This is a genomic window from Sphaerisporangium sp. B11E5 (assembly GCF_039871875.1).
Taxonomy (GTDB): domain Bacteria; phylum Actinomycetota; class Actinomycetes; order Streptosporangiales; family Streptosporangiaceae; genus Sphaerisporangium.
The window spans coordinates 1-25,733 of record NZ_JBDPMD010000013.1; the positions used below are offsets into that span (position 1 = coordinate 1).

The window sequence follows — 25,733 nt, forward strand, 5'->3', positions numbered from 1 at the left end:
GGGGGGGGGGGGGGGGGGGGCCCGGATCGCGGTGGGCGGCGTTGTGGCCACCGTGGTGGGGGGGGTGGGGCGCGTCGTGGACGGTGAGGGGCGGGGGGTGACGCGGGGGGGCGCGGACGGCGTGCGGGACCTCGGGGGCGGGACCGGGACGGCCGGGGCGCCGGACGGGGTGGCGCGGCGGCGGACGGCGACGGGGACCACGGCGTCGCCATGGCCGGCGGACGCAACGGGGGCGACGGGGGTCAGGGTCGGCCGGTTGGTGCCGGGGATGCCCGGACGGTGCCCGGCGCGGTCCGGGTCTCCCGCGGGACCGTCGGGGGCGCCGACGCGGGGCACGCCCGTGACGCCGTGGCCCGGGAGCGCGCCGGAGAGCGGGTCGGTGGCACCGCGGATCTCGTTGACGAGCACTAGGGCCGTGGTGACGATCGCGATCGCCGCCACAGCGCCCGCAAGTAGCCGAGGACGTCGCCGCGGCCCTTTGGCGTCCGGCATGGGAAACCCGTCGCCGTCCAGCAGACCGGCCCGGCGGGCCACGAACCGGCGGTACGGCACGAGCTCCGGGTCGATGAAGCAGCTCATGACCCGCACCCGCAGGGTCTCGGGCAGCACGGGCGCGGGCAGCAGCGCGAAGACCTTGGCCGCGGACACCTGCCGCTCCTCGTCCGGGGCGCAGTCGTCGCACTCGGCGACGTGGAGGAGCAGCAGGGCGCGCCTCTCGTCGTCCAGGTCGCCGCCGTCCTGCTCCTCCAGCAGCGCGTCACGGTCCGCGCAGACCCCCGCGGGCGCCCGAGCGAGGAGCTCGGCCGTGACAAGGTCCTGCAGGCGCAGGGAGGCGGTGTCACGCAGCTCCTCGGCGTGGTCGGGCGGGACGCCGAGCACCGCGGGGAGCTCGGCCTCGGGGATGCCGTGCCGGTTGAGCAGGTCGAGGACCTCACGCTCGTCCTCCGGCATGCCCTCGACCGCCGCGATGGCCACCTGCCGCAAATCGGTGTCGCCCCCCGCTGCGGACGCGGGCATGCCCGGCACCGTGGCGTCCCTGTCCGTCGCGGGCAGCACCTGCCGGCGGCGCACGCACTCGCCACGGGCCAGGGCGTACAGCCAGACGCGGAACCGGTCGTGGTCGGCGAGCGCGTGGACGTGCGCCTCCGCCGCGATCAGTGTGTCGCGCAGCGCGACCCCGGCACCGTCGATGTTCTGGAGCATGGCCCAGGCGTAGCGGTAGACGCCCTCGGCGTAGGTGTCGTAGAGGGTGGCGAGAGCACCGGGATCGCGGGCGCGCAGGGCCTCGACCAGGACGCTGTCATTCATGTCACCGACAGTAAATGCTCGGTAACTGCTCGCTCCAGCGTTTCCTGCCCGCCGGCCGATGTTGTGTTAATACCGTAATGAACGAGCGCCAAACAGCTCGTGGTGATTTTCTCCGCTACCGGCATCAGCGCGGCGAAACGGTGATTCCCCTTATGGCACGTGAGACCTGGCGGATGGTGATATCGCCATGTATGAACCCCGAATAGGGCATGGCTTTCCCCATGACATTGGTAATGAATATAATTCATGGTCTTACACCGTCACGGCAGCGCGTGCAACCCCGCGTCCGCGCATCCGCGCAGCAGCCGCTCCAGGCCGAACGCCTCCACCGGCCCCACCGCGCCCGGCCCGGCCACCCCTCCGGTCGTCGCGGCGATGGCGCCCCACGCGAGCACGCGGGCGGTCACGTCGTACGGATCGCCGCCGCTGAGCTCCACGGACGCCAGCCGGTTGCCCTCCCCGTCGTACGCCTCGGCCACCACCATGGTGGTGAGACCGGGCACGGCGGGCATGTCATCGCGGTCGGCCGATCGGATCACCCGGTCGGCCACCGCCTCGGTGACGCGCTTGGCGCCCGGGATGGCCGCGATGTACGGGGTGGCGCGGGCCATCACGCCGGCGGCGCGGGTGAGGCCGCCGAGCCAGCCCATATAGACGTTCACCTCGCGCAAACCCGAATGGGTGCGCGGGAGCGCGAAATGCTCCAGCGCGCCGATCGACAACCCCGGCCGCCTGCGGCCGTTCACGAGAAAAATTCGGGTACGCCCGTGCTGGTGCAGAATTCGGCCGTCCCTGAAGCTGTACATCGGCTCAAGCACCGCCCCGAGTGCTGACGCACGGGTTCCGGTGCTGGCCCGCCGGGCGATATTTCCCTGCACGAAATAGCCGATGTCCACCCGCACCGCGTCGTCCCCGGCCTTCTTCAGGGCCAGTGCGGCGGCGACGTTCCCCGGCACGTAGTCGTAGCCGAACGCGGTGATCAGCGTGGCGCCCGCCGCGGCGGCGGCCGGGCCGTACCGCTGGAAGACCCGCCGGATGAAGGTCGGCTCCCCGGTCGAGTCGAGGTACACCCCGCCGGCCGCGATGGCCGCCTCGACCGCGGGCTCCCCCCAGCGGGTGAACGGCCCCACGGTGGAGATGAGCACACCGCCGGGCCGCACCAGCCGCCGCACCGTGGCCGGCCGGTCGACGTCGGCCACCGCGGTGGGCAGTTCCACCGGAAGCGAGGACGCCAGCGCCTCCAGTCGCGCCGGGTCGCGGCCCGCCAGCACCGGCTGGGCGCCGTACGCCAGCAGGGCCCGCGCGGTGAGGCGCCCGGTGTACCCGGTGGCGCCGAAAAGGACAATCCGGGGGGACGTCATGTAAGTACCGTAACTCCCCAGGGATTTCAAGATCCATAGCGGGGCGGCAGGGTCGCCCCGCGAAGCCGCGACCGCCGGTCCGGCGCTCACGGCCGGTGATCCTCCGGCATGGCCTGATTCCCCCGGTCGTTGGCGAACGGCGGGGTCTTCGGTCTGGCCGTCACCACCGGGACCGTCCCGCTCAGCGCCAGTTCCTCGTACGGCCGGGCGCTGGACCCCCAGGTCCGCGCGGCGATCTCGGTGCGCGCCACCGGCCCCACGCCGTTCAGGCCCTCCACGGTGAGCACGAACCGCCGCGGCGCGCCCGCGCGCACGTCGTCCACGTAGGTGCTCGCCCCGCCGAGCAGCCTGCCGTCCTTGTCCCGCAGCAGCGCGGTCACCACCAGGCTGGTCGCGGCCTTCTGGTACGGGTTGGCCACCGCCCCGGTCACGAGGTAGGACCCGTTCCCGAGCTTCTCGGTGTTGGCCGCCGAGATCGGGAACGGCACGAACGCCGACGGGATGCGCGCCGCCCGCCGCCATCTGGCCTCGGTGAAGGTCAGCTTGACCTGCACCGGCCTGGCCGAGGCGACGGCCTGCCCGCTGAACTTCAGCGCGCCGGAGGGCGGTACGGCGTCGAGCGGCTGCTCGGTGCGCACGACCTCCTTGCCCGCGGCGTCCTTGCCGACCACGGTGGCCGCGACGTTCTCGCCGAAGTGCCACCGGTTGGGGTTGCTGACGACGCCCGCCCAGGTGACCACGAAACCGCCGGTCCCCTGGGTGACCGACGAGGTCTGCTCCTTGATCACGAGCGGTTTCAGGGCCTTCTTGGGCGCGGGCTCGTCCGCGCCGCACCCGGCGAGCAACGCCGCCACCGCGGCGAGCCCGAGCCCGAGTCCGCGTGCTGTCGTGTTTCGACTACGCTGGGTCACAAGGCCGTCATAACCCGGTTAGTCGGGCGTGACTCCTCCGACACGCGCGAGCCAGGCGAAGTTTTACGGTTCCAACCCGACTAAACCACCCAGCCTGGGTTCAGCGGTCAGCGGCGGCGCACCACCCGGGCCTCGTCCCACACCGGCTCCGGCGACTCGTACACCCGGCCGTCGGACCCGAACACCAGGTACCGGTCGAAGTCCGCGGCGAACCACCGGTCGTGCGTGACGGCGAGCACCGTGCCCGCGAACTGGTCCAGGCCCTCCTGCAGCGCCTCGGCGCTCGCGAGGTCGAGGTTGTCGGTCGGCTCGTCCAGCAGGAGCAGCGTCGCGCCGGACAGCTCCAGCAGCAGGATCTGCAGCCGGGCCTGCTGGCCGCCGGACAACGTCTCGAACCGCTGATCGGCCACGCCGCCGGCCAGCTCGTAGCGGGCCAGGGCCTTCATGGCCTCGTTCTTCAGCCGGGCGTGCTCGGTCATGACGATCTCGCACGGCGTGCGCCCGCGAAGGTCCGGCCGGGCGTGCGTCTGGGCGAAGTGGCCGGGCACGACCCGCGCGCCGAGCCGCATCGTGCCGTCGTGCGCGACCGGCTCGCCTCCGACCAGGCGCAGGAAGTGGGACTTGCCCGAGCCGTTGGACCCGAGCACCGCGACCCGCTCGCCGTACCAGATCTCCAGGTCGAACGGCCGCATCAGCCCGGTGAGCTCCAGGCCCTCGCAGATCACGGCCCGTTTGCCGGTACGGCCGCCGCGCAGCCGCATGCTGATCATCTGGTCCTTCGGCGCCAGCTCGGGCGGCCCGGCCTCCTCGAACTTGCGCAGCCGCGTCTGCGCCGCGTGGTAGGCGGGGGCCATGCCGTCGTTGTACGTCGCCTTCTGCTTGAGCATGGTGACGAGGCGCTTGAGCTTGGCGTGCTCCTCGTCCCAGCGGCGGCGCAGCTCGTCCAGGCGGGCGTTGCGCTCGCGGCGCGCCTCGGCGTACGTGGCGAAGCCGCCACCGTGGATCCACACCCCGCCGGACTCGACGGTGACGATGCGGTCGGCGGCGTTGGCGAGCAACTGCCGGTCGTGCGACACCAGCAGCACCGTCTTGTCGGTCTCGCGCAGCGCCTGCTCCAGCCACAGCTTGCCGGGCACGTCGAGGTAGTTGTCCGGCTCGTCGAGCAGCAGCGTGCGGTCCGGGCCGCGCAGCAGCGCCTCGAGCACCAGCCGCTTCTGCTCGCCGCCGGACAGCGTGTTCACCTCGCGGTACTTCACGTTCTCGTACGGCGCCCCGAGCGCGGCCATCGTGCAGGTGTCCCAGAGGACCTCGATGTCGTACCCGCCGGCGTCGGTGTAGTCGGTGATCGCCTGGGCGTAGCGCATCTGCGTCTTGACGTCGTCGCGCTCCATCATGGCCAGCTCGGCGTCCTCCAGGCGCCGCGCCGCCTCACGCACACGGTCCGGTGCCACCGACAGGAGCAACTGGTGCACGCTGCTGCCGTCGCGCAGACCGCCGATGAACTGGCGCATCACGCCGAGCCCGCCCGAGCTGGTGACGCTGCCCTCCACGGGGCGGATGTCGCCCGCGATCAGTCGCATCAGCGTGGTCTTGCCGGCGCCGTTCGGGCCGACCAGCGCGGCCTTCACCCCGTCGCCGATCCGGAAGGAGACCTCGTTCAGCAACGGGCGCCCGTCCGGCAGCACGTAGGTCAGGCGGCCCACCTCGACATGGCCCACGACGATCCCCTCCACTGCGTCCTCGCGGAGAGTACCTAGAGCGACCGGCTCAACGCACCTGGATATCCGCTGCGGGTGCGCGCAAACCGTCGAAGACGATCTCCGCCGCACGGGCCTGCACCTCGGGGCCCGCGTGCTCACCGGCCCTGGAGACGCCGACCATGAGCGCGAGCAGCTCGGCGACCCCCACGTCGGGCCGTACGGCGCCGTCGCGCTGCGCCCGGACCAGCAGCCGTTCCAGCGCGGCACGCATGCGGCCGCCGAACTCCGCGGTGGTGCCGCGGACGTCCACACCGGCCTCGCCCAGCGCGTCGGTGTAGGCGTTCTTGCCGGCCGCCTGCCGCACGACGTGGGTGAAGAAGCCGAAAAGCGCGGCCCCGGCGTCCCCTTCGTCCGCCAGCGTGTCGGCGTGCTCGGCGAGGCGGCGCAGATGGTCCACCAGGACGGCTTCGAGCAGCGCCTCCTTGGTGGGGAAGTGCCGGAACACCGTGCCGATGCCCACCCCGGCCGCGCGGGCGACCTCCTCGGTCGAGGCGCCCGTGCCCTTGTCCGCGAACACCTGCTCGGCCGCCGCGAGGACCCGCGCCCGGTTGCGCCGGGCGTCCGCGCGGAGCGGCCTGCCTTCCGACGTCATGTCCCGATCCTAAGCCGCGCCGCCCGCGGCCCTCCCGGCGCGGAAATTCCCTTTTCCTGCGCTCTCCCGCGCCGTAGGCTCGCGGGCATGCGCCGACGACGACGTTGATCCACACCTGAGGCGGGCCTCGCCCGCCGGTTGTACGCCTACACCTTTCTCAGCGAGTTCGTGCTGCTGTACCCGGTGTACGCGTTGCTGTTCGCCGAGCACGGGCTGTCCACGGCCGAGATCTCCTCGCTGTTCGCCATCTGGTCGATGACGTCGTTCATCGTGGAGATCCCCTCCGGCATGTGGGCCGACGTGTTCTCCCGCCGCCGCCTCGTGGTGGCCGGGCCGCTGCTGACCGGTGTGGGTTACGGGTTGTGGACGTTCCTGCCCTCCTACCCCGCGTTCGCGGCCGGGTTCGTGTTGTGGGGCGCGGGAGGCGCGCTGAGCTCCGGAGCGCTGGAGGCACTGGTCTACGAGGAGCTGGACCGCCTCGGCGCGGCGGACTCCTACGCGCGGCTCATCGGGCGCTCGACCGCCATCGGCACGACCGCCGTGCTGGTCGCGACCGCCGTCGCCGCGCCCGTCCTGGCGGTGGGCGGCTACGCCGCACTCGGCATCGCCAGTGTGGCGGCGCTGGTGGCGTGCGGGCTCATGGGGCTCACGCTGCCGGAGTCCAGGACGCCGGGCGAACGCGGCGAGAGCTACCTGGCGGTGCTGCGCGAGGGCCTGCGCGAGACACGGCGCAGCCCCGCCGCGGCCGGCGCTCTCGTGCTGGTGATGGTGCTCATGGGTGTCGGCTCGCTGGACGAGTACATCCCTCTGCTCGCCGCCGCGACCGGCGTGGGCGAGGCCACCGTGCCGCTGCTGATCCTGCTGGAGACCGCCGCGGTCACCGCCGGCGGGTGGTTCGCCGGCCGGGGCACCCGCTGGACGGCGCCCGCGCTCGCCGCCGCCGCGGTGTGCCTGGCCGCCGGGGCGTGGAGCGGGCATCCCGCCGGGCTGGCGCTTGTCGGGGTGGCGTACGGCGCCTTCCAGTGGGCGACGACCAACGCCGAGGCGCGGCTGCAGGACGCCATCGGCGACCGGGCGCGGGCCACCGTCACGTCGATCTCGGGCTTCGGCGCCGAGGTGCTCGCGGTGCTGGCGTTCGCGGCGTTCGCCCTCGGCTCCACGTGGAGCGGCCCTGGGCCGCTGTTCGCGCTGGCCGCCCTGCCGTACCTGCTCGTCGCGGCCACCCTGTGGCGCCGGCGCGGCCACGGGGCATGACAGGATTCCCCTCATCGAAAATCGCTGGGACGCGTGTCCCCTGGGGAGGCCACTGTGGATGACGATGACTACGTCCCCGTCGGTGAGGCCCTGAGCGGTCTGACGGTCGCCCCCCTGCCGGACGGCTGGACGGCGCTCGGCGCCATCGTCCTCGTCAAGTGCTTCGACGAGGAGGGGCGCTCGTCGTGGGCGTTCCGGCGTACCGACGGGCTGAACGACGAGGAACTGCTCGGCGCGCTCACCGTCCGCACCGACCTGCTGCGCCGCGAGCTGCTCGACGCCTACACCGGGGACGACGACGAGGACGAGGAGTGAACCCGGTCAGCGGGCCTCGGTGACCATGCGCAGGCCGAGGGCGATCAGCACGACGCCCGAGATCCGCTCCAGGCGCCGGCGCACCGAAGGGCGGTCGGCGACCAGGCGCACCCGGCCGATCAGCCAGATGACCGCGCCGTACCACAAGGTGTCGACCACCACCCAGACGACGGCGAGCAGGATCAGGGTGGCCGCGACGTCCGCGCCGGACGGCACGAACTGCGGCAGGAACGACATCGCGAACACCGCCGCCTTGGGGTTGGCCAGCACGGTGCCGAGGCCCAGCAGGTAGGACCGCCACCAGCCGTCCCTGCCCCCGGGGGCGGTGTCCGTGCCCTCGGCCTCGCCGGGCCCCTGTTCCGGCGAGGGACGGCGGGCGGCGCGCAGGGACCGCACGCCCATGACGAGCAGCGCCGCGGCCCCCGCGATCCTGATCACGTCGTAGGCCACCTCGGACGCGGCCACCAGCGCCGACAGGCCGGACGCCGCGGCGAGGGCCCACAGCAGCACTCCTGTCTCGTTCCCGAGCGTGGCGGCGAACCCCTCGGCGCGCCCCGAGCGCAGTGTCTGGCGCAGGATGACCGCGGTGCTGACCCCGGGGATCATGGCCACGAGCACGCACGACCCGACGAACGCGAGCAGGAACATGCGACCATCGTGCTGACCCGCTCCCGCGGCCGGCAACGGGTTTGTTGACGGCACGTCCACGGGTATCTATCTTTAGTAAAGTTTCCTAAGAATTAGCCATGCACGACGGCGACCTCGCCGGCTCCGCCGCGGCGGGCACGGGACCACCGGGCCCGCCCACGCCCCCAGGAGTCCCGCATGACCACGAGAAACACCAAGAGAGCGGTATCCGCCTCCGTGACCGCCCTCCTCGCCGCCGCGCTGGTGGCCGGCACGGGACCCGGCGCCGCCGCCGTACCCACCGGCTGCACCGTGCAGTACAGCGCGGCCGAACGCTGGGCGAGCAGCTTTTGCGCGTCCGGCACCGGCGAGCACCGCGTGCGTGTGCTGCAACGGCACTTCCTGCCCGAGGTCGGCCTCATCCCGATCATCGGCCCGTGGCAGTCCGCCGGCGTCGTGTCGTACACCACCATCTCGGCGCACACCATCGTCAACGTGTGGGCCGAGACCCGCTGACCTCGGCGTTCCGTCCCACGCGGGCGGCACGCCGTCCCGCCGAGGGCCGTCCCGGCTCCGCCGCGGACGCGGAGCCGGGACGGGGTTCTCAGCAGTAGCCGAGCATGGTGGTCAGGGCGGACTTCTCCGCGCTCTGCAGGCTCAGGCCGTAGTAGTACTTCACCTGGATCCAGGCGCGGGCGTAGGTGCACCAGAACGCGGTGCGCGACGGCTTCCAGGTGCTCGGGTCCTGGTCGCCCTTGGCCTGGTTGACGTCGTCGGTCACGGCCCACAGCTCGGGCCCGCCGAGGTCGTTGGCGTACGCCTGCCGCCGGGCGGTGGTCCAGTTCCACGCCCCCGAGCGCCAGGCCTCGGCCAGGGGCACCATGTGGTCGATGTCGACGTCGGAGGCCTGGCGCCACGTGGCGCCGTCGTACGGGCTGTACCAGCTACCGGACGTGGCGGCGCACGAGGAGTCGGTGACCACGCCGGTGCCGTCCCGCTTGAGCACGGTCTCGCGGGTGTTGCAGGCTCCGGAGATGGTGATCCAGTGCGGGAACAAGGCGCGGTCGTAGGTGGACTGGTGGGACTCGGCGGCGACGGTGAGCGTGGCCAGGCGCTGGGCGGCCGTGCTCGCGGAGGGGATGTTGGGCGGCGTCGCGGACGCCGGCCCCGCGGTCAGGGTGAGGGTGAGGACCAGGGTGGTGAGGGCGGCGACGACGCCGGTGAAGCCTCGCTTCACGAGCTTCTCCTTGCCGTCCGCCGTTCCGGCCGGTGGGGGGGACCGGCAGGGAACGGAACGGTCAGACAGCTCGGAGAGTCGCTAACTTCCTAAAGTGACGAAATATCAGACATTGATTGGTCAGAGATGTCAGATTTAGAGAAAATCGCCCTTAACCCGACGAACGGCACGCATGGCCTGCCACGATGCCCCTTCACCCCCCACCTCCCACCCGCGGCACCCCCAAGTACGGCACATGAAGATCTCGTAAACGCAGGTAGACCCCTCCCCTCTGGCCACCGCAGCCCCGATCGTTCATCGTAGAAACCCATACCAAGGCGGACGAGGAGGACGGCATGGACGACTACGGCGTCACCGGTTCACGCGTCGACCTGGAGATGACCGTCCCCCTGCCACTCACCCGCGTCTGGGACCTGATCACCGAAGTCCCCCGCATCAGCGACTGGAGCCCCGAGTGCCGCCACATCGGCTGGCTCGGCCCCACCCCCGCCGAACCCCGCGTGGGCACCCGCTTCCAGTGCCGCAACCTCCGCCAGGACGCCATCTGGACCACCACATCGACCATCACCGAACTGAACCCCCCACACACCTTCGCCTGGGTGGTCCTCGACGACCGCGACCACTCCCTCCCCTCCTCCACCTGGCGCTACGACCTCACCCCCACCGACTCCTCCGCCCAAACCCGAATCCGCCACTCCTTCGTCCACGGCCCCGGCCGCAGCCTCCTTCGCGACTACATAGAAGCCAGCCCCGAAATAGCGTCGGTAATCCTCGAGGTCCGCCTCACCGAACTCCACACCCACATGACCCAGACCCTCAAGGCGATGATCGCCTCCGCCTGAACCCGGACACCCGCCTCACGTCAGATCGCCGAGGTGGAACGACCGTCACGTCCGGCGGACACGTCCCCGAGGTCGGACAGCAGCCTGCGGGTCGTCTCGCGCAGGTCGCCGAGACCGGTGTAGGAACGCTCGTGGTCCGCCAGATCGGTGGTCATGTTCGGCCGCTCGGACACGTGCCAGAGCGCGAGGATGGGCTTGCCAAGCGCTTTGGCGTAACCGGCCTCGATGTTCAACCCCACCCGTTTCGAGCCCGCGCTGGTCGTCAGGTCGAGCAGGACGGCGTCGGCCAAGGCGATGCGCCTGAAAGCGGCCTCGAGCACTCGCTTGATGGACGCGCCCTCCGTGTTCCACTTCTGTTCGTCGCGGATGTGGGCGTACGTCGTGGCGCCGGCGTCGAGCGCCCCCAGGGTTATCAACTCCAGGCGTGTCCTTAATTGGGCGAGATGTTCGCCTTCCAATGCATAGCAGATGAACACCGACCTGGTCATCGAACCCTCTCGAACGCGTAGTGAGCCAGCGCCAACCCTACTCTTTTCTCCACCTCGGGCAGATCGAACTTCAGGCGACCGAGCAGAATGATGCCGAGGAGCGAGTAGAAGATTTCAGAAGAGCCGAGCGTTTTGATGTTCCCGGGCAGGGAATCGTATTCGAACAGAGATATCTCTCGTAGCGACCGGCGATCCCTGCCGAACCTGCCGCGGCCGTGCACGATGGACTCCTCCAGTCGCACCAGCGCGGGCAGGTCGAATCTGTCGGCGACGAAACGTGACTTGAGGTCCGCGAAGAGATAGGCCACGTCGTACAGCGCGGGGAAGCGCTCGCGCATCTTGCCGTAGTCGATGATGCCGAACCCGTCGCCGCCGAAGAGCACGTTGCCCGCGTGCAGGTCACCGTGGATCGGGGAGACCGTGAACGCATGGTGCTCACGTTCGAGGAACTCCTCGATGCGCCGTACAGGATCGGTCATCACACGGCGGTCGATCGCCATCATGCGGCCGTCCCTTGCCACGCTGAGCCTGGTGAGCAGCGCGTCGTAGTAGTCGTCCCGCACGGCGACCAGGCGGCCGTCCAGGTGCAGCACGCGGCCGGGCATCACCTCGTTCAGCAGCACCTCGTCGTCGCCGGCGAGCTCCACGTCGACCTTGGAATGCTCGGGGACGGTGTAGGCCCGCAGGACGCGCCGGCGCAGGTCCACCTCGGCGATGCGCACCTCGGCGCGCAGATGCCGGTCGGACGCCCCGCCCGAGCGGTAATGGATCGCAGAGTCCCCGGCGCTGTAATGGGAGACCTGTACGCGGTACTCGGCGGGCAGGAATTCGTTCGCGTACCTGCGCACGCTGCCCGCGTCCACCGGGCGGCCGTGTTTGTACAGCACCTCGTGAAGATGGGCGGCGAGCAGCCGCCCGAGCCTTTCGCGTACCTCGTCGAAATCGTAGTGCACAGGCCGGAAAAGGCTGGAGACATTGTCGATTGTGTCCTGTAATCGCATGCCGAGGTGGTGCTGCGCGTCCTGGTAGAGGATGCCCGCCATACCGTCGGCTCCCACCCCGCCGCGTTTTATCGTCATGAACGCCGCGGTGCCGCGCTGCCTCACGAACCTGTCGAAATTCTCCTGCTCGGTCTGCAGCTCGTGCTCCAGCCCGATCTTCAGCACCGACACGTTGGAGACCCGGAACTCCCCGGGGCTCTCGTGCTCACGCACCTCCAGCACCGTGGCGCCGGACTTTCCGGCCCTGAACACCCGGTGGAGGGATATGTACGTCGAGCCGTTCCCCTGGAAGAGCTTGCGCGCGATGCGCTCCACCCGCTGCCGCACCGGCTCGCTGAACGTGGCGGCGAGACTCCCGCCCCACACGATCTGCACGTCGCTCTCACCATCGTCCAGGGCGTACGGGATGAGGGCCCGCACGTTGGCGAGCAGCTTGGTGAGCGCGATCTCCTTCTCGGCCTCGGATCGGTAGACCCGGCTGATTCCGTTCTTCACCCGCTCCGGGGCGGCGTCGAAGATCGCGGCCATGAATTCCTGGAGCCACGCGCTCTTCTGCCCCGGCATGTCACGCAACAGGGACAGCTTGTGCAGCACGAAGTCGTCGTTGTCGTTGACGTCGATGTAGCTGTGCACGCTGTCCATGCGGTCCATCCCCGACTCCATGAACAGGTCGGGGAAGTCGTCGAAGGTGGTGAACGGAATGACGTGCCCCATGTCCCGCAGTACCTCGTCGAAGCACTGGGCGATCAACTGGTGCTTGTTCCCGCCGATCAGGTGGTCGGGTGCGACCTCTTCGATGGCCGCCAGGCACTTGGGGACGAACAGGATGTTCGGCGACGCCCACGCCCGGTTCTGCTGCTCGATGAGCTTCTTGACGGCCGGAGACCCCTCGTCGTAGAGCCGGGAGTACCGCGTCTGGATCTCGCGGAGCCGGGACTGCGGCAGGTCGAGCTCCGGAGTGCTGATGATCCGCAACCGCGGTTTCCCGAAGCCGAGGTAGTTGAGATAGAAGCCCTTGGTGAGCTCGGTCTCCTCTTCCAGCCTCGTGCGGATGGTGCGGTTGCGCCGCTCGTGCTCGTCGTACGGGATCAGGAGCAGCACGACATTGTGCCCGTCGAGCAGGATGCGGTACAGGACATTGAGCATCTTCAGATGCCCCAGATGGAACATCAGGCGCGGGCGGGCGTGCAGCAGATACGTGACCGGTTTGTTCCCTGCGGGGCTATTTATCGCGTTCATCTCAGCCGGTGGGTTCCCCGATTTCGGCGTAGAAGGCATCGATCATGGCGTGGATGGTTCTGGGGGCTACCTCTGAATAGCGTACGGCGGTGCCCCAGGCGTGCTTCTTGAAATAGTCGGGGGTCACGTGGAAGTCGGTGTAGTCGAGGAGCCGGTCCTCGGGGTGGCCTTCGGCAAGGAGGGTGGTCCACAGGGCGGAGCCTGGCATGGGTTTGAACATGAAGAGGCGGGGGCGGAACAGGGGGGCGGTGGCGTGGAGGTGTTTGGCGAGGGTGAGGGTGGAACGGATCTCGGCGCGGGTCTCGCCGGGGAAACCGATGATGAAGTAGGCCTTGACGGATATTCCGGCGGCGGACAGGGTCGCGACCAGGCGGAACAGGTCTTCGTCCTTGGCGGCTTTTCCCATCGTGCGGCGCAGGGCGGGGGTGCCGGATTCTATGCCGAAGGAGAGTCTTCTGATTCCGGAGCGGGCCATGCGGGTGATCTGGGCCGTGGAGAGGGAGCGGAGGAACTGCAGGGGGAAGTTGACCTCCCACTGGAGGCCTGGGTGGTGGTGGTCGATGAGGTCGAGGAACTCCTCCAGGTCGGGGTGGCCGTTGAAGGGGAGGTCGTCGACGATCTGGATGCCGCCGAGGGTGTGGCGGGGGATCAGGTCGCGTAGTTCGCGGTGGATGGAGGGGATGGAGCGGCGGCGGTAGACGGTGCCGTTGCTCTTGCAGCTGCCGGCGCAGAACTTGCAGGTGAAGACGCAGCCGCGGCTGATGGAGATGTCCATCCACCGCAGGCCGTCGCGGAGGTACGGCTCGGTGGTGAGGAAGCCGCGGTCGGGGACGGGGAGGTCGTCGAGGTCGAGGGGGCGGGCGCGGCCGGTGTCGACGACGGCGCCCAGGGCGTCGCGGAAGTACACGCCGGGGACGGTGACCGGGTGGGCGCCTTTCAGGATCTGGATGATTTTGTCCTCGCCGTCGTCGCGGACGAAGATGTCCACGCCGCGCAGGCGGGCGGAGAAATGTGACGGGCGCATGGTGGAGATGTGCGGGCCGCCCGCGATGACGGTGATCGGGCCTTCGATCATCGCGGTTATGGTCTCGACGATCGAGAAGTTGATGGAGAACACGTTGAACCCGACCGCGCGCGGGCTTTCCGCGTTGATCAGGGCCGCCGTCCCCGCGGGGGTCAGCTGCCTTTCCTCCGCGTCCAGCACCGTCACGTCGAAGCCGGCGTCGCGGGCCGCGGTGGCGACGTACAGGAGGCCGACGGGCGTGGAATAGGACGAGGTGTACCGGGGATATCTGGAGTAATCGTGGATCGGGCTGTTGACCAGAACGAGATCCGGCATCCGTGGCCTCGACGTCAATAGGCGGAAGATCGCGGCACGTTCGTTTTCCACTTTCGGCGGGAAATGCTACACCAGCGCATCCGGCGCCCTCCATGATGGGACGCCGGATGTCACCGGTGCGGGACAGGCTATTTCTCGGTCATTCCTTGACGAGCAGGCTCCGCAACCGCGCGACCGCGGCGGTCTCCGCCTCCCAGACGGCCGTGAGCCGGGGGGCCAGGTCGGCGAACAGCGCTCCGGGGTCGGCGAGCGGTGGCTTGTGGTCCACGGCGGCGCGTATCTCCCACAGTTCCGCGGCGTCGGCGGGGCTCGCGGTGCCGTCCTCGGCCAGGGACTCGCGCAGGGCGGCGGTGAGCTCCCGCATGCGGGCGAACTCGGGCACGTCGGCGGGGAGCGCGGTCTCGGCGAGGTCGTGCCAGAGGGTGTGGGCGTGCCGGAAGTCCTCGGCGACGGGGGCGAGCGGCAGGCCGGTCAGGGGTGCCGCCTCGTCGAGGGCGTCGGCGAACAGGTCGCGCAGGTTGCCGCCGTCCATGCCGACCGGTTCCACGCCCTCCCACAGCGACAGCAGTGCCCCGGCCAGCCCGCGGCCGTCGGCGAAGACGTTCGGCCAGCCCTTGGCGGCCCGCCGGTCGGTGAGCATGCGCGACCACTTGCGCCACGCGGGCAGCGAGAAGGAGTCGGAGGTGGCGCTCAGGTGCTCGGCGCAGTCGCGCAGGCCCGCGAGCGCCGCCGCGGCGAGACGTCCGTGGTCGATCTCGGCGGGCCGCAGGACGTGCGTGATGTTCTTGTACGAGGACACCCGGGCGCGGGCGGCGTCCATGCGTTCCCGGGGGACGCGGATCGGGGCCTGCCCGCGGTCGTCCACGTAGACGCCGGTGTCGTCCCGGCGGTAGACGATCACCGGGTGCCCGCCGTACCCGTCGAGGTGCGCGGGCAGGTGCCAGTACCCCACGTGGTACCGGTCGGGCACCACGAGGCACGGGTGCCCGGCGTCCAGTTCGGCGGTGAGGCGGGCGGCGGCGCCCTTGGCCCCGGACGTGGTGTGGACGTCGAAGCCGACGCCGAGGCGGTCCAGGGTCTTGGCCGTCCAGCGGTCGGGGTACTGCCACTGGTTGCGGAAGCCGAGCACCAGGTGGCGGGCGCCGTCGTGCTTGAACTCCCACAGGATGTACCCGGCGCCGAGGCCACCCCCGGCGAGGAAGACCAGCGGCTCGCTGATCGCGACGCCCTGGTTGGCGAGCACGCCGGTGATGACCGCGCTGTTCGGGTGGCGCCCGCTGTGGAAGGTCCAGTTCCCGTCGGCGCGCCGCGCGGGACGGCCGGCGATGTGGCGCAGGGCGGCGGTGTAACTTTCACCCGTCTTGGCCATGCGTGCCCTGACGCGGGCCTTGAGTTGCTTCTTTCCGGTCATGGTGACTCCGCTCGCGGCCGTCGCCGACCCAGCCCACGCCTGCCGGTCGGCTCGCCGCGACGATGGTCGGCATGCCGGTGCAGCAGCGCTCCCGAGGCGCGTTCGTCCCCTTTGCCTCCGCGGACGGCGGGCCGCGTGGGTGCCCGCTGAAGGAGGTTCGGCGTGGGAGTCCGCCGCCGGAAAGTCTAGGGACGGGCGCGGCCTCGTGACAAGGAGCCGGGCGTCCGGCGGATCGGGCATCACACCCTTTCAACACCGAATGTGCTGAAATTTTCACATGAGGACAAAGGTCTATTCTCGTCTCGCCTGCAGCGATAAGGTTCGAGCACGAGAAGCCACGTGACCGGCCCTTCTGAGACCCGGTGATGGCTACCTACCATCCGGGGAAGTGGGAGCGCTCCCATCCCTCCCCCCGGACGGAGTATTCATGTCTCGCAGAAGGTCCCTGGTCGCCGCCATCGTGACCGCGGCCGCCACGGCCGTGGCAGGGGCGGCGATCTTCACCTCCGCCGCCCAGGCCGCCGACTCGGTGTTCTACGTCGACCCCAACACGGGCGCCGCCCGGTGGGTGGCCGCCAACCCCAACGACAGCAAGACCGCCGTGATCCGGGACCGGATCGCCGCCGTCCCGCAGGGCCGCTGGTTCGCCAGCTACAACCCGAGCGCCGTGCGCAGCCAGGTGGACTCCTACGTCGGCGCGGCCGCCGCGGCCGGCAAGATCCCGATCGTGGTCATCTACGAGATGCCGAACCGCGACTGCGGCGGCCCGAGCGCGGGCGGTGCCCCGGACCACGCGTCCTACCGCGCCTGGATCGACCAGGTGGCCCTCGGCCTCGGCGGCCGTCCCGCGACGATCATCCTGGAGCCTGACGCTCTGGCGATCATGACCAACTGCATGAACGCCTCCGAGCAGAACGAGGTCAAGGCCTCGATGGCGTACGCCGGCAAGAAGTTCCGGGCCACGTCGTCCCAGGTCAAGGTGTACTACGACATCGGCAACGAAGCGTGGCTCAACGCCGGTGAGGCCGCGAACCGTCTCAACGGCGCGGACATCGCCAACAGCGCCGACGGCATCGCTTTGAACGTCTCGAACTACCGCACCACCTCCGCCAGCGTGTCGTACGCCAAGAGCATCATCTCCGCGACCGGCGTCTCCCGGCTGAAGGCCGTCATCGACACCAGCCGCAACGGCAACGGCCCCCAGGGCAGCGAGTGGTGCGACCCGCCCGGCCGCGCCACCGGTATCTGGAGCACCAACCAGACCGGCGACTCCGCGATCGACGCCTTCCTCTGGGTGAAGCCCCCGGGTGAGGCCGACGGCTGCATCGCCGCCGCCGGGCAGTTCGTGCCGCAGCGGGCCTACGACCTGGCCATGGCCGCGCCGTCGCCCACCGTCACCCCGACGCGCACGCCGACCGTGACGCCCACTGTGACACCGACCGTGACACCGACCGTGACGCCCACCCCGACCGGGGGCGTCGGCTGCTCCGCCGCCTTCCGGATGACCAACTACTGGTCGGGCGGCTTCCAGGCCGAGGTCACGGTGCGCAACGGCAGCCAGGCCATCCGCGGCTGGCGGGTGCAGTGGACGTTCCCGAGCGGCCAGACCATCACGCAGGTCTGGAACGGCACCAACACCGGCAGCGGCAGCAACGTCTCCGTCACCAACGCGAGCTACAACGGCAACCTCGGCGCCAACGCCACGACCACGTTCGGGTTCCTCGCCAACGGCAACGGCCAGAACGCGACGCCGGCCACGATCACCTGCACCGGCACCACCTGATCCCGTCCCTCACGTCCCGGGCCCTCGCGCACCGCGCGGGGGCCCGGCCCATGCGCAGCGATTCGACGGCAAAGCGGCCCCCATGGACCGGTAAGACACCGACCTGGTTTTGGCGTGGGGATGGGCCTGCGATTGCAGCCGCACCAAATTGGCGGATACCGTCAAATGGTACGTGACCTGCTCTTTTGCCATCGGAGGGAGTCGCCTTGAGGGGCCGGCGGGTGTCGCTTCTTCCGGATTCCATACGGACGCGCACCACTGTCGCCGTGGCCGCGTTGTCGTTGCTCTTCCTCTCCGTGATCGGCGCCAGTCTCGACTTCCTGGCGCTCGACCGCGGCGAGGCCGCCGTCTTCCAGGAGGCGCAGCGCGCCGCCACCAACTGGCTCGGCACCTTCCAGCCGGGCAGCACCCCGCCGCCCACCGCGGAGGGCCGCATCAACCTGCTGCAGCTCGTCGACTCCCAGGGCCACGTCGAGCTCGCCACCCCGGCGGCGGCCGGGCGCCCGCGGCTGGCCACCGTGCAGCCGCCTGTGGACAACCGAGTCGAGGACCGCGTCGTGTGCCCCCGGCACGGCCCGTGCCTCATGATCGCCGCCATCCGCGTGCCGCCGCTGGAGACCCGTGAGATCTGGCACGGCGACCCCCACTTCATCTACGCCGGGATGGTCCAGCCGCCCCTGCTGGCCTCGCACCTGCTGGAGTCGCTCACCGCCGCCGGGGTGCTGCTGCTCACCGCCCTGATCGCCTGGGGGAACTGGTGGGTGGGCGGGCGCACGCTGCGCACCGTGGAGGGCATCCGCTCGACGATGGCCGAGATCACGGTGAGCGACCTCAGCATGCGGGTGCCCCAGCCCCCCGGCCGCAGCGAGTTCGCCCATCTCGCCTGCACCGCCAACCAGACCCTCGACCGGTTGGAGGAAGCGGTGAAGCAGCAGCGCCGGTTCGCCTCCACCACCTCGCACGAGCTGCGGACCCCGTTGACGGGCCTGCGCACCAGCTTGGAGGAGGCAATGCTCTACCCCCGTGAGGTCGACCCCCGTCAGACCATCAGGGACGCCCTGTCGGTGACGCAGCGGCTGGAGATGATCGTCGACGACCTGCTGGTGCTGGCCCGGCTGCGGGCCGGCGACCCGGCGGCGCACGAGCCGCTGGACCTCGGTGCGCTGGTCAGGGACGAGGCGGCGGCGCAGACCGGGGGCCTGCCGGTGGAGGCCCACGTCACCCGCGACCTGGTGGTGCGGGGCAGCAGGATCCAACTGATCCGCGTCGTCGGCAACCTGCTGGCCAACGCCCGTCGGCACGCCGAGAGCCTGATCGAGGTGACCGCCGAGCGCGTGGACGGGTACGCCGTGGTCACGGTGACCGACGACGGCGCGGGCATCGCGCCGGCCGACCGGGAACGGGTCTTCGAGCGCTTCGTCCGCCTGGACGAGGGACGGCGCCGCGAGCCGGGCGGCAGCGGGCTCGGCCTCGCCATCTCCCGCGACATCGCCCACGCCCACGACGGGACGCTGCGGATCGAGGACTCCCCGCGCGGCGCCCGGTTCGTGCTGCGGCTGCCGCTGATGGATCCCCCGCCCGGCCGGCCGCTCTCCCCGGGCGTCCCCGCGTGGCGGGCCTGAGATGGGCGAGGACGTGTTCGGCGAGCAGGACGTGACGGACGAGCTGATCTCCGCGTTCAACGCGCGGGACTTCGAGCGGGCCGCGAGCTTCTTCGCCCCGCGGGCGAGCTACGTGTGCCCCGGCGGCGTCGCCGAGGGCCGCGCGGAGATCGCCTCCTTCCTCGCGCTGTACCCCGTGGGACTGCCCGACATCATGGTGACCCCGCACGCCAAGACCACCTGCGGCGACCTGGTCGTCCTGGAGTGGACCGTCACCAGCACCCACACCGGCCCGTTCCTCCTCCCCACCGGCGACCACGTCCCCCCGACGGGCCGCCGCGTCGCCGTCCGCGGCTGCGACATCCGCACCATGGAGAACGGCCTGATCAGCAGCCAGCGCGTCTACTACGACCAGCTGGAGATGCTCACCCAGCTCGGCGTGTCCCTGCCCGTCCCGGAGGACCCCGCTACGGCGCCGGCCGAACGGCGACGGTGACCGAACCGCCCTCCAGGGCGCCGAGCCCCGTGAAGGTGAACCTCCCGCCCGCGACCGTCACCCCGGCCGGCGGCTCCCCCGCGACCCCGGCCACCGGGCGGTCCCAGGTCACGGTCAGTTCGGCCAGGTCGCGCCGCGGGTCCGCCACGGTCACGGTCGCCGTTCCCTCGCCGCTCTCCCGCACCAGGACGGCGCAGGGACCGGAGGCGGTGAGGGCTCCCGCCGTCCCGGCGTTCCAGAAGTTGACCGCGGTGATCCCGAGGGACGGCACGTGGACGGCTTGCGCTCGGGAGGTGTTGGCGAGCACACGCATCCACCCGGAGTCGGCGGCGCGGGCCCGGGTGTCCTCCAGGCTCGCGCCGGGCAGGAGCACGTAGACGTAGCCGGCGCCGCTCGGATCCTCGCCGTGGTCGAGCAGGCAGGTCACGTAGTGGCGGGTCACCCCGCCGCCGGTGCGCGGCTCGCGCAGCGTGCGCAGCGGTGGGCGTCCCGGCAGGACATAACCGCCGTGCCCCTCGACGTGTGCCCAGCCCTCGCCCACGGTGAGCGCGGCGGCGGTGCGGCGGTTGTCCACGACGGTCTCGACGCGGGTCCCGTCCCGCGAGGTGATGCCGGCGCCGAGGCAGATCACGGCGTCGTCGAGGAACACCCAGGACTTGAACGCCTCCAGCGTGCTCTCCAGGCCGTACAGGTGCTGGCCGGCCGTCGCGTACACGCCGTCGGTGGCGCCGCCCACCCAGCGGGCGGGTGGGCAGGTGTCACCCCAGGCCGCGCCGGCGCCGTCGGGCAGCCGCCGGGTGGAGACGGTGGTGCCGGGCAGGCGGTAGGGGTCGGCGGTGGTCCAGAAGGAGTCGGAGTACTGGTCGCCGTGGCCGGCGGCCCACCAGTAGAGCATGCCCGAGCCGGTGTGCCAGCCGCGCAGGTTCTCGCCGTTGCCGTGCTCGTAGTGGCCGACCCGGTCGGACGCCATGCTCAGCGCCGCGCACCAGCCCGGGCGGCGGTGCACGGCGCGGGCACTCATCGGGAACAGCCGGTGCCCGGCGGGCTCGGCCGCGGCGGGGATCGTCCTGTCGGCCAGGATCGCGGCGAGGCGCGCGTGGAAGGCCAGGTCGTCGCGCTCGGCGGCCCGGAGCATCGGCCGGACGGTGTCCCGCGCCGCCCACCCCTTGACCATGGCCTGCCAGCGGGCCCGCTCGGCGGGGGAGGCCGCGTCGCCGAGCAGCAGGATCGCGGCGGCGATCTGCCGTCCCCTGCGGTGGTCGCCGTACGGCTCCCTGGCCACGCCGCGCCCGCGCACCAGGTCCATGCAGAAGCCGTCGTGCACGAACGGCGCGAACGACCGCTCCACCATGGCGAGCACCCGCTGGTCGGCGATCTCCCACGGCGAACCGCGCAGCACCGCGAACAGCGTCGCGACGCCCGACAGCAGCGACGCGCCGTAGGCGCCCTGGTAGGGGATGGTCGTGTGCTGGATGAAGGACCCGTCCCGGTAGAACCCGTCGCCCTCGCTGGTGACGGGGAACACCGGGGCGAGCGCCGCGACGGCCAGCGCCGCCTTGCCGTGGTCGTCGCCGAGCATGGCGCGCAGCAGCGTCACGAGACACAGGTCCACCCGGTTGGCGGCGGTGCTGGTGCCGCTGTAGGAGGAGAGGCGGCGTTCCGGGACGAAGTGATCCACCGCGTCCCGCAGCTCCGCGGCGGGCCCGGCGGCGAGGTGCGGCCCGATGAGCAGCGCCGCGTCAAGCAGCTTCCTCGGCACCCCTATCTGCCAGTGCCACCAGTTCCCCTCCTGCTCGGCGCCGGCGCGGTACACCCGCCGCCGGTAATGGTCGACGCCCGCCGCCACCGCCGCCCCGAGCCCCGCGTCCCCGGTCAGCCCCGTCCCCGGCAGCACGTACGCCCGCGCCATGACCAGCAGCCGCGCCGGGGCGGCGACGAACGCGGGGGAGCCGAGATCGGGCCACAACGCCGCGCCGTCCGGCACCATGGTGTCCCGGTACGAGGCGGCCCGCCGCCCGAGGTCCGCCAGCCGCCGCCGGTACGGCTCGGCCGCGGCGTCGAACGGCGCTCCCGCGGTGACCTCCCGCCAGCGCCGCCGCAGCCGGACGAAGGAGTCGTCCGGCGTGTGCGCCGCCTCCGCCGGCACCACCGCCCCGAGCGCGCCCGCCGCCGCCACCACGCCGGCCCGCAGGAACCACCGCCGGGGACGTGCCTGTTCCGTCACCGGTCCACGGTAGGAGATCAGCCGTGGCGGAGCACCGCGATCCCGTACCGCTTGCCCTGGTCGATGCCGCGTTCACGATGAACAGACCTGTCTGCTCATATCGAGTTCCTTATCGGATCGAGCAGGTGAATCCATAGTTCACGGGCTTCACCTCGTTTGACACCAGCAGATCATCACCTTACGGTACTGAGACGTACTAGACAGATCGGTCTATAGGAGTCGCGGTCATGACCACCACAGCGCCCGGCGTCGTCACGAGTGCCGGATCGAGGGCGGCGCACCGCAAGCCGCCGGGGTCCACCGCTCCCTTGCTGTTGCTGGCGTCGGTCACGGTGTCGCTGCTGGCGGCGTCCAGCGCGCCGACGCCGTTGTACGCGGTGTACCAGGCGGCGTGGGGATTCACGCCGATCACCACCACCGTGGTGTTCGGGGTGTACGCCGTGGCGGTGTTGTCGGCGTTGCTGGTGTTCGGGCGGGTGTCCGACCACGTCGGGCGGCGGCCGGTGCTGCTGGGGGCGCTCGCGGTGCAGGCCGTGGCGATGATCGTGTTCACCACCGCGGACGGGGTCACGGCGCTGCTGGTCGCCCGGGTGGTGCAGGGGCTGTCCACCGGGGCCGCCATGGGCGCGATCGGGGCGGGCATGCTGGACGTGGACCGGGCCCGCGGCACGATCACCAACGCGGTGGCGCCGGGCATCGGCACCGCGACCGGGGCGCTGGCCTCGGCGCTGCTCGTGCAGTACGCGCCCGCGCCGACCCACCTGGTGTACCTCGTCCTGCTCGCGGTGTTCGCCCTCCAGGCGGTGGGCGTGCTGCTGCTGCGCGAGACGGCTTCACGTGAAGCGGGCGCGCTCGCCAGCCTGAAGCCGCAGATCTCGCTGCCCCGCCAGGTGCGCGGCCCCGTGCTGATCGCCGCACCGGTGTTGTTCGCCGTGTGGTCCCTGGCCGGCTTCTACGGCTCGCTCGGGCCCGCGCTCACCGGCACGATGATCCACTCCCACCCGGCGGTGTACGGCGCGCTCGGCCTGTTCGTGCTCGCCGGCGTCGCGGCGCTCGCCGTGCTGCTGCTGCGGAACGCGCCGACCCGGGCCGTGCTGTACGCCGGCATCGTCACCCTGATCGTGGGCGTGGGGGTCACGCTCGTCTCCATCCAGGTGGGCTCGCCGGTCGGCTTCTTCGCGGGCAGCGCGATCTCGGGCGTCGGCTTCGGCAGCGGCTTCCAGGGCGGGATCCGGCTGGTGATGCCGCTGGCCCGCACCCACGAGCGCGCCGGGGTGCTCTCCCTGCTGTACGTCGTGTCCTACCTCGGCATGGGCCTGCCCGCGGTGGTGGCCGGGGTGCTGGTCGTGCACGCCGGCGGGCTGCTCGGCACGGCCCGCGAGTACGGGGCCGCGGTCATCGTGCTCGCCGCCGCGGCGCTGCTCGGCCTGCTGTCCACCCGCCGCGCGACCGGACCGGCGCCCGCGCCCGCCGGCTCCTGACGTAGCGTTCGTAAAGCAGAACCTCGTTCGTGAGAAAGGAATCCGGTCATGACCCGTCAGGTGCTGATCCCGGGCCCCGATCACCCCATCACCGTCGAGCCCGGCAAGACCCGCGTCGTCGCCCGCGTCGGTGACACGGTCGTCGCCGACACGACGTCCGCGCTGGTGCTGCGCGAGTCGACCTACCCCCCCGTCCAGTACATCCCGCTGGAGGACGTGGACCCGGACCTGCTGCGTCCGAGCGACACGCAGACCTACTGCCCGTACAAGGGCGAGGCGTCCTACTACCACCTGGCCGTCGGCGGCCGGGAGCTCACCGACGCCGTGTGGACGTACCGCACGCCGTACGACGCGGTGAGCGAGATCGCCGGTCACGTCGCGTTCTACCCCGACCGGGTGAGCGTGACGGAAGAATAGTGTGAACAGATCTGCCTGAAGGAGCCGAGCCATGCCAAGGACCGCCGTCAAGCCTTCGGCACGCGAGCGCATCCTGGCCGCCGCCAATGAGCTCTTCTACCGCGAGGGTGTGCAGACCGTCGGCATCGACCGCATCATCGAGCACGCGGGCGTCGCCAAGGCCTCCCTCTACAACACCTTCGGCAGCAAGGACGAGCTGGTCCGCGCGTACCTGGAGTCCCGCCACGCGAACGTCAGCGAGCGCGTGACCCGCGCGCTGACCCGCTTCCGCACCCCCCGCGAACGCCTGCTCGGCGTGTTCGACGCGCAGGGCGAGCTGTTCACCGAGCCCACCTACAACGGCTGCGCGTTCGTCACGGCGAGTGCGGAGGCCGCGCTCGGCAGTTCCGCGCGGCAGGCCGCCGAGAAGTACCGCGGGTGGGTCCGCGGCCTGTTCACCAGGCTCGCCGAGGAGGCGGGGGCGGCGGACCCGGACGACCTCGCCCGCCGCCTCCACCTCCTTTACGACGGCGCGAGCCTGTCGGCCCGCATGGACCGCGACCCGTCCGCCTCGACCACGGCCCGCGCCGCCGCGGCGGTGCTGCTGGACGAGGCCCTCAGGCGCCCGCCGTCGTCTGGATCGACTTGATCTCCAGGAACTCCTCGAGGCCCTGGCGGCCGAACTCGCGGCCGTTGCCCGACTGCTTGTAGCCGCCGAACGGCGCCAGCGGGTTCCAGTGGCCGCCGTTGACGTCCACCTGGCCGGTGCGCATCCGCCGGGCGATGCCGAGGGCCCGCTCCTCGCTGCCGAACACGGCGCCGGTGAGGCCGTACATGGTGCCGTTCGCGATCTCCACGGCCTCGTCGTCGCCGGTGTACGGGATGATCGTCAGCACCGGCCCGAAGATCTCCTCCTGGGCGATCACGGAGTCGGGCGCGACACCGGTGAAGATCGTGGGCCGCACGTACGCGCCCCTGGTGAGGCCCTCGGGGCGGCCGGGCCCGCCGTACGCCACGGTGGCGCCGTCCGCGACGCCCCGCCGGATGTAGCCGTCCACCCTCTGCCGGTGCTCCTCCGAGGCCATCGGGCCGACGCGGATCGCCTCGTCGGACGGGTCGCCGACGGTGTACGCGGCGGCGGCCGCCACGGCCATCTCGGCGATCTCGTCGTGCCGGGAGGCGGGGACGAGCATGCGCGGCCACCCTCCGCACACCTGGCCGCCGTTGGTGAAGGCGAAGGCCACCCCGGCCTCGACGGCCTGGGAGAGGTCAGCGTCGTCGAGGATCACGTTGGCGGACTTGCCGCCGAGCTCCAGCGCGACCCGCTTGACGGTGCCCGCCGCGACGGCCCCGATCCGCCGTCCCGCCCGGGTGGAGCCGGTGAACGACACCATGTCGACGCCGGGATGCGCCGTGATCGCCTCGCCCACCACAGGGCCCGTGCCGTACACGACGTTGAACACGCCCGGGGGCAGGCCCGCCTCGGCGGTGATCTCGGCGAGGATGCCCGCCGTCAGCGGGGCGATCTCCGACGGCTTGAGCACGACGGTGTCGCCCGCCAGCAGCGCGGGCGCCACCTTCGAGACGATCTGCTGCAGGGGGAAGTTCCACGGCGTGATGGCGCCGACGACGCCGATCGGCTCCCGCACGACCAGGGAGTGGCCGACCCGCTCGGTCCAGGCGAAGTCGTCCGCGAGCCCGGCGAAGGCCTCGGCCACCAGGACGGGGAAGTTCGCCTGAGCCATGCGGGAGAGGGAGATGGGGGCGCCCATCTCACGGGTGATCGTGGTGGCGATCTCCTCGGCGCGGCTCCGCAGCCCCTCGGCGACACGCCGGACCGTCGCGGCACGGCCGGCCGGGGCGGTGGCGGCCCAGCCGGGGAAGGCCGCCGTCGCCGCGGCCACGGCGGCGTCGACCTCCTTGGCGGTGCCCGCGGGCACCTGGGCCACGACCTCGTCGGTGGCGGGGTCGATCACGTCGATCACGCCGGTGGACCCTGTGATGGCTTCGCCGCCGATCCAGTGGACCGGGGCGTCAAGTGCTGTCTTGCTCATGGAATCGACTGTG

General features: G+C 71.3%; 22 protein-coding genes and 1 pseudogene. 10 read left to right on the forward strand and 13 right to left on the reverse strand.

Annotated features, from left to right (window positions below):
- The 5 genes and pseudogenes from ABGB17_RS14940 to ABGB17_RS14960 form a co-directional block, all read right to left on the reverse strand.
- A pseudogene (locus tag ABGB17_RS14940) lies at positions 1-1,308 on the reverse strand (hypothetical protein); the annotation flags it as partial.
- Positions 1,309-1,568: 260 nt separating this feature from the next.
- Complete coding sequence (locus ABGB17_RS14945; RefSeq protein WP_347629672.1) at positions 1,569-2,669, reverse strand: saccharopine dehydrogenase; 1,101 nt, start codon at positions 2,667-2,669, stop codon at positions 1,569-1,571.
- 86 nt (positions 2,670-2,755) lie between these two features.
- Complete coding sequence (locus tag ABGB17_RS14950; RefSeq protein WP_347629674.1) at positions 2,756-3,580, reverse strand: FxLYD domain-containing protein; 825 nt, start codon at positions 3,578-3,580, stop codon at positions 2,756-2,758.
- Positions 3,581-3,687: 107 nt separating this feature from the next.
- Entirely contained in the window at positions 3,688-5,298 is a 1,611-nt protein-coding gene (locus ABGB17_RS14955; RefSeq protein WP_347629676.1) for an ATP-binding cassette domain-containing protein, read from the reverse strand.
- A gap of 49 nt (positions 5,299-5,347) precedes the next feature.
- Entirely contained in the window at positions 5,348-5,932 is a 585-nt protein-coding gene (locus ABGB17_RS14960; protein ID WP_347629678.1) for a helix-turn-helix domain-containing protein, read from the reverse strand.
- A gap of 138 nt (positions 5,933-6,070) precedes the next feature.
- Between ABGB17_RS14960 and ABGB17_RS14965 the strand changes: the two genes are divergently transcribed.
- Entirely contained in the window at positions 6,071-7,186 is a 1,116-nt protein-coding gene (locus ABGB17_RS14965; protein WP_347629680.1) for an MFS transporter, read from the forward strand.
- Positions 7,187-7,240: 54 nt separating this feature from the next.
- Positions 7,241-7,501: a hypothetical protein gene (locus ABGB17_RS14970; RefSeq protein WP_347629682.1), complete on the forward strand. Its 261-nt coding sequence runs from the start codon at positions 7,241-7,243 to the stop codon at positions 7,499-7,501.
- 6 nt (positions 7,502-7,507) lie between these two features.
- Here ABGB17_RS14970 and ABGB17_RS14975 read toward each other — a convergent pair whose 3' ends face one another.
- Positions 7,508-8,149 (reverse strand): LysE family translocator, encoded by a 642-nt coding sequence (locus ABGB17_RS14975; RefSeq protein ID WP_347629684.1) that lies wholly within the window; start codon positions 8,147-8,149, stop codon positions 7,508-7,510.
- Between the two features lie 177 nt (positions 8,150-8,326).
- Here ABGB17_RS14975 and ABGB17_RS14980 point away from each other — a divergent pair, with 177 nt between their 5' ends.
- On the forward strand, positions 8,327-8,644 hold the full coding sequence (locus ABGB17_RS14980) for a hypothetical protein (protein ID WP_347629685.1): 318 nt from the start codon (positions 8,327-8,329) through the stop codon (positions 8,642-8,644).
- A gap of 88 nt (positions 8,645-8,732) precedes the next feature.
- Here the strand turns inward: ABGB17_RS14980 and ABGB17_RS14985 are convergent, their stop codons facing one another.
- On the reverse strand, positions 8,733-9,365 hold the full coding sequence (locus ABGB17_RS14985) for an HNH endonuclease family protein (protein WP_347629687.1): 633 nt from the start codon (positions 9,363-9,365) through the stop codon (positions 8,733-8,735).
- Between the two features lie 335 nt (positions 9,366-9,700).
- Here ABGB17_RS14985 and ABGB17_RS14990 point away from each other — a divergent pair, with 335 nt between their 5' ends.
- Positions 9,701-10,207: an SRPBCC family protein gene (locus ABGB17_RS14990; RefSeq protein WP_347629689.1), complete on the forward strand. Its 507-nt coding sequence runs from the start codon at positions 9,701-9,703 to the stop codon at positions 10,205-10,207.
- A gap of 20 nt (positions 10,208-10,227) precedes the next feature.
- Here the strand turns inward: ABGB17_RS14990 and ABGB17_RS14995 are convergent, their stop codons facing one another.
- From ABGB17_RS14995 to ABGB17_RS15010, 4 genes are all read right to left on the reverse strand, one after another.
- On the reverse strand, positions 10,228-10,695 hold the full coding sequence (locus ABGB17_RS14995; protein WP_347629691.1) for a hypothetical protein: 468 nt from the start codon (positions 10,693-10,695) through the stop codon (positions 10,228-10,230).
- Positions 10,692-12,935, reverse strand: a complete 2,244-nt coding sequence (locus tag ABGB17_RS15000; RefSeq protein WP_347629693.1) for a phosphotransferase — start codon at positions 12,933-12,935, stop codon at positions 10,692-10,694. Before ABGB17_RS15000 ends, ABGB17_RS14995 begins: the two co-directional genes overlap by 4 nt.
- Position 12,936: 1 nt before the next feature.
- Positions 12,937-14,274 (reverse strand): radical SAM protein, encoded by a 1,338-nt coding sequence (locus ABGB17_RS15005; protein WP_347629695.1) that lies wholly within the window; start codon positions 14,272-14,274, stop codon positions 12,937-12,939.
- Positions 14,275-14,413: 139 nt separating this feature from the next.
- Positions 14,414-15,685, reverse strand: a complete 1,272-nt coding sequence (locus tag ABGB17_RS15010; protein WP_347629697.1) for a BtrH N-terminal domain-containing protein — start codon at positions 15,683-15,685, stop codon at positions 14,414-14,416.
- A 427-nt stretch (positions 15,686-16,112) separates the two neighbouring features.
- On the opposite strand from ABGB17_RS15010, the gene ABGB17_RS15015 reads away from it, so the two are divergent.
- From ABGB17_RS15015 to ABGB17_RS15025, 3 genes are all read left to right on the forward strand, one after another.
- Positions 16,113-17,468, forward strand: a complete 1,356-nt coding sequence (locus tag ABGB17_RS15015) for a glycoside hydrolase family 6 protein (RefSeq protein ID WP_347629699.1) — start codon at positions 16,113-16,115, stop codon at positions 17,466-17,468.
- Positions 17,469-17,689: 221 nt separating this feature from the next.
- On the forward strand, positions 17,690-19,090 hold the full coding sequence (locus ABGB17_RS15020) for a HAMP domain-containing sensor histidine kinase (protein WP_347629701.1): 1,401 nt from the start codon (positions 17,690-17,692) through the stop codon (positions 19,088-19,090).
- 1 nt (position 19,091) lies between these two features.
- On the forward strand, positions 19,092-19,565 hold the full coding sequence (locus ABGB17_RS15025) for a nuclear transport factor 2 family protein (protein ID WP_347629703.1): 474 nt from the start codon (positions 19,092-19,094) through the stop codon (positions 19,563-19,565).
- Here ABGB17_RS15025 and ABGB17_RS15030 read toward each other — a convergent pair.
- Entirely contained in the window at positions 19,537-21,789 is a 2,253-nt protein-coding gene (locus ABGB17_RS15030; protein ID WP_347629705.1) for a polysaccharide lyase 8 family protein, read from the reverse strand. The two genes, ABGB17_RS15025 and ABGB17_RS15030, sit on opposite strands and share 29 nt — an antisense overlap.
- Before the next feature lie 227 nt (positions 21,790-22,016).
- On the opposite strand from ABGB17_RS15030, the gene ABGB17_RS15035 reads away from it, so the two are divergent.
- From ABGB17_RS15035 to ABGB17_RS15045, 3 genes are read left to right on the forward strand one after another with little or no spacing between them, the layout of a single operon-like run.
- Complete coding sequence (locus ABGB17_RS15035) at positions 22,017-23,270, forward strand: MFS transporter (protein ID WP_347629707.1); 1,254 nt, start codon at positions 22,017-22,019, stop codon at positions 23,268-23,270.
- Positions 23,271-23,318: 48 nt separating this feature from the next.
- Positions 23,319-23,687, forward strand: coding sequence for a DUF427 domain-containing protein (locus ABGB17_RS15040; RefSeq protein ID WP_347629709.1), 369 nt, complete (start codon positions 23,319-23,321; stop codon positions 23,685-23,687).
- Between the two features lie 31 nt (positions 23,688-23,718).
- Positions 23,719-24,315 carry a TetR/AcrR family transcriptional regulator gene (locus tag ABGB17_RS15045; protein ID WP_347629711.1) on the forward strand — a complete coding sequence of 199 codons (597 nt, stop codon included), beginning with the start codon at positions 23,719-23,721 and terminating at the stop codon, positions 24,313-24,315.
- Here the strand turns inward: ABGB17_RS15045 and ABGB17_RS15050 are convergent.
- A complete protein-coding gene (locus tag ABGB17_RS15050) occupies positions 24,284-25,720 on the reverse strand; it encodes an aldehyde dehydrogenase family protein (protein ID WP_347629713.1) in 1,437 nt (478 codons plus the stop codon). The genes ABGB17_RS15045 and ABGB17_RS15050 overlap by 32 nt on opposite strands.
- Positions 25,721-25,733: the final 13 nt, after the last annotated feature.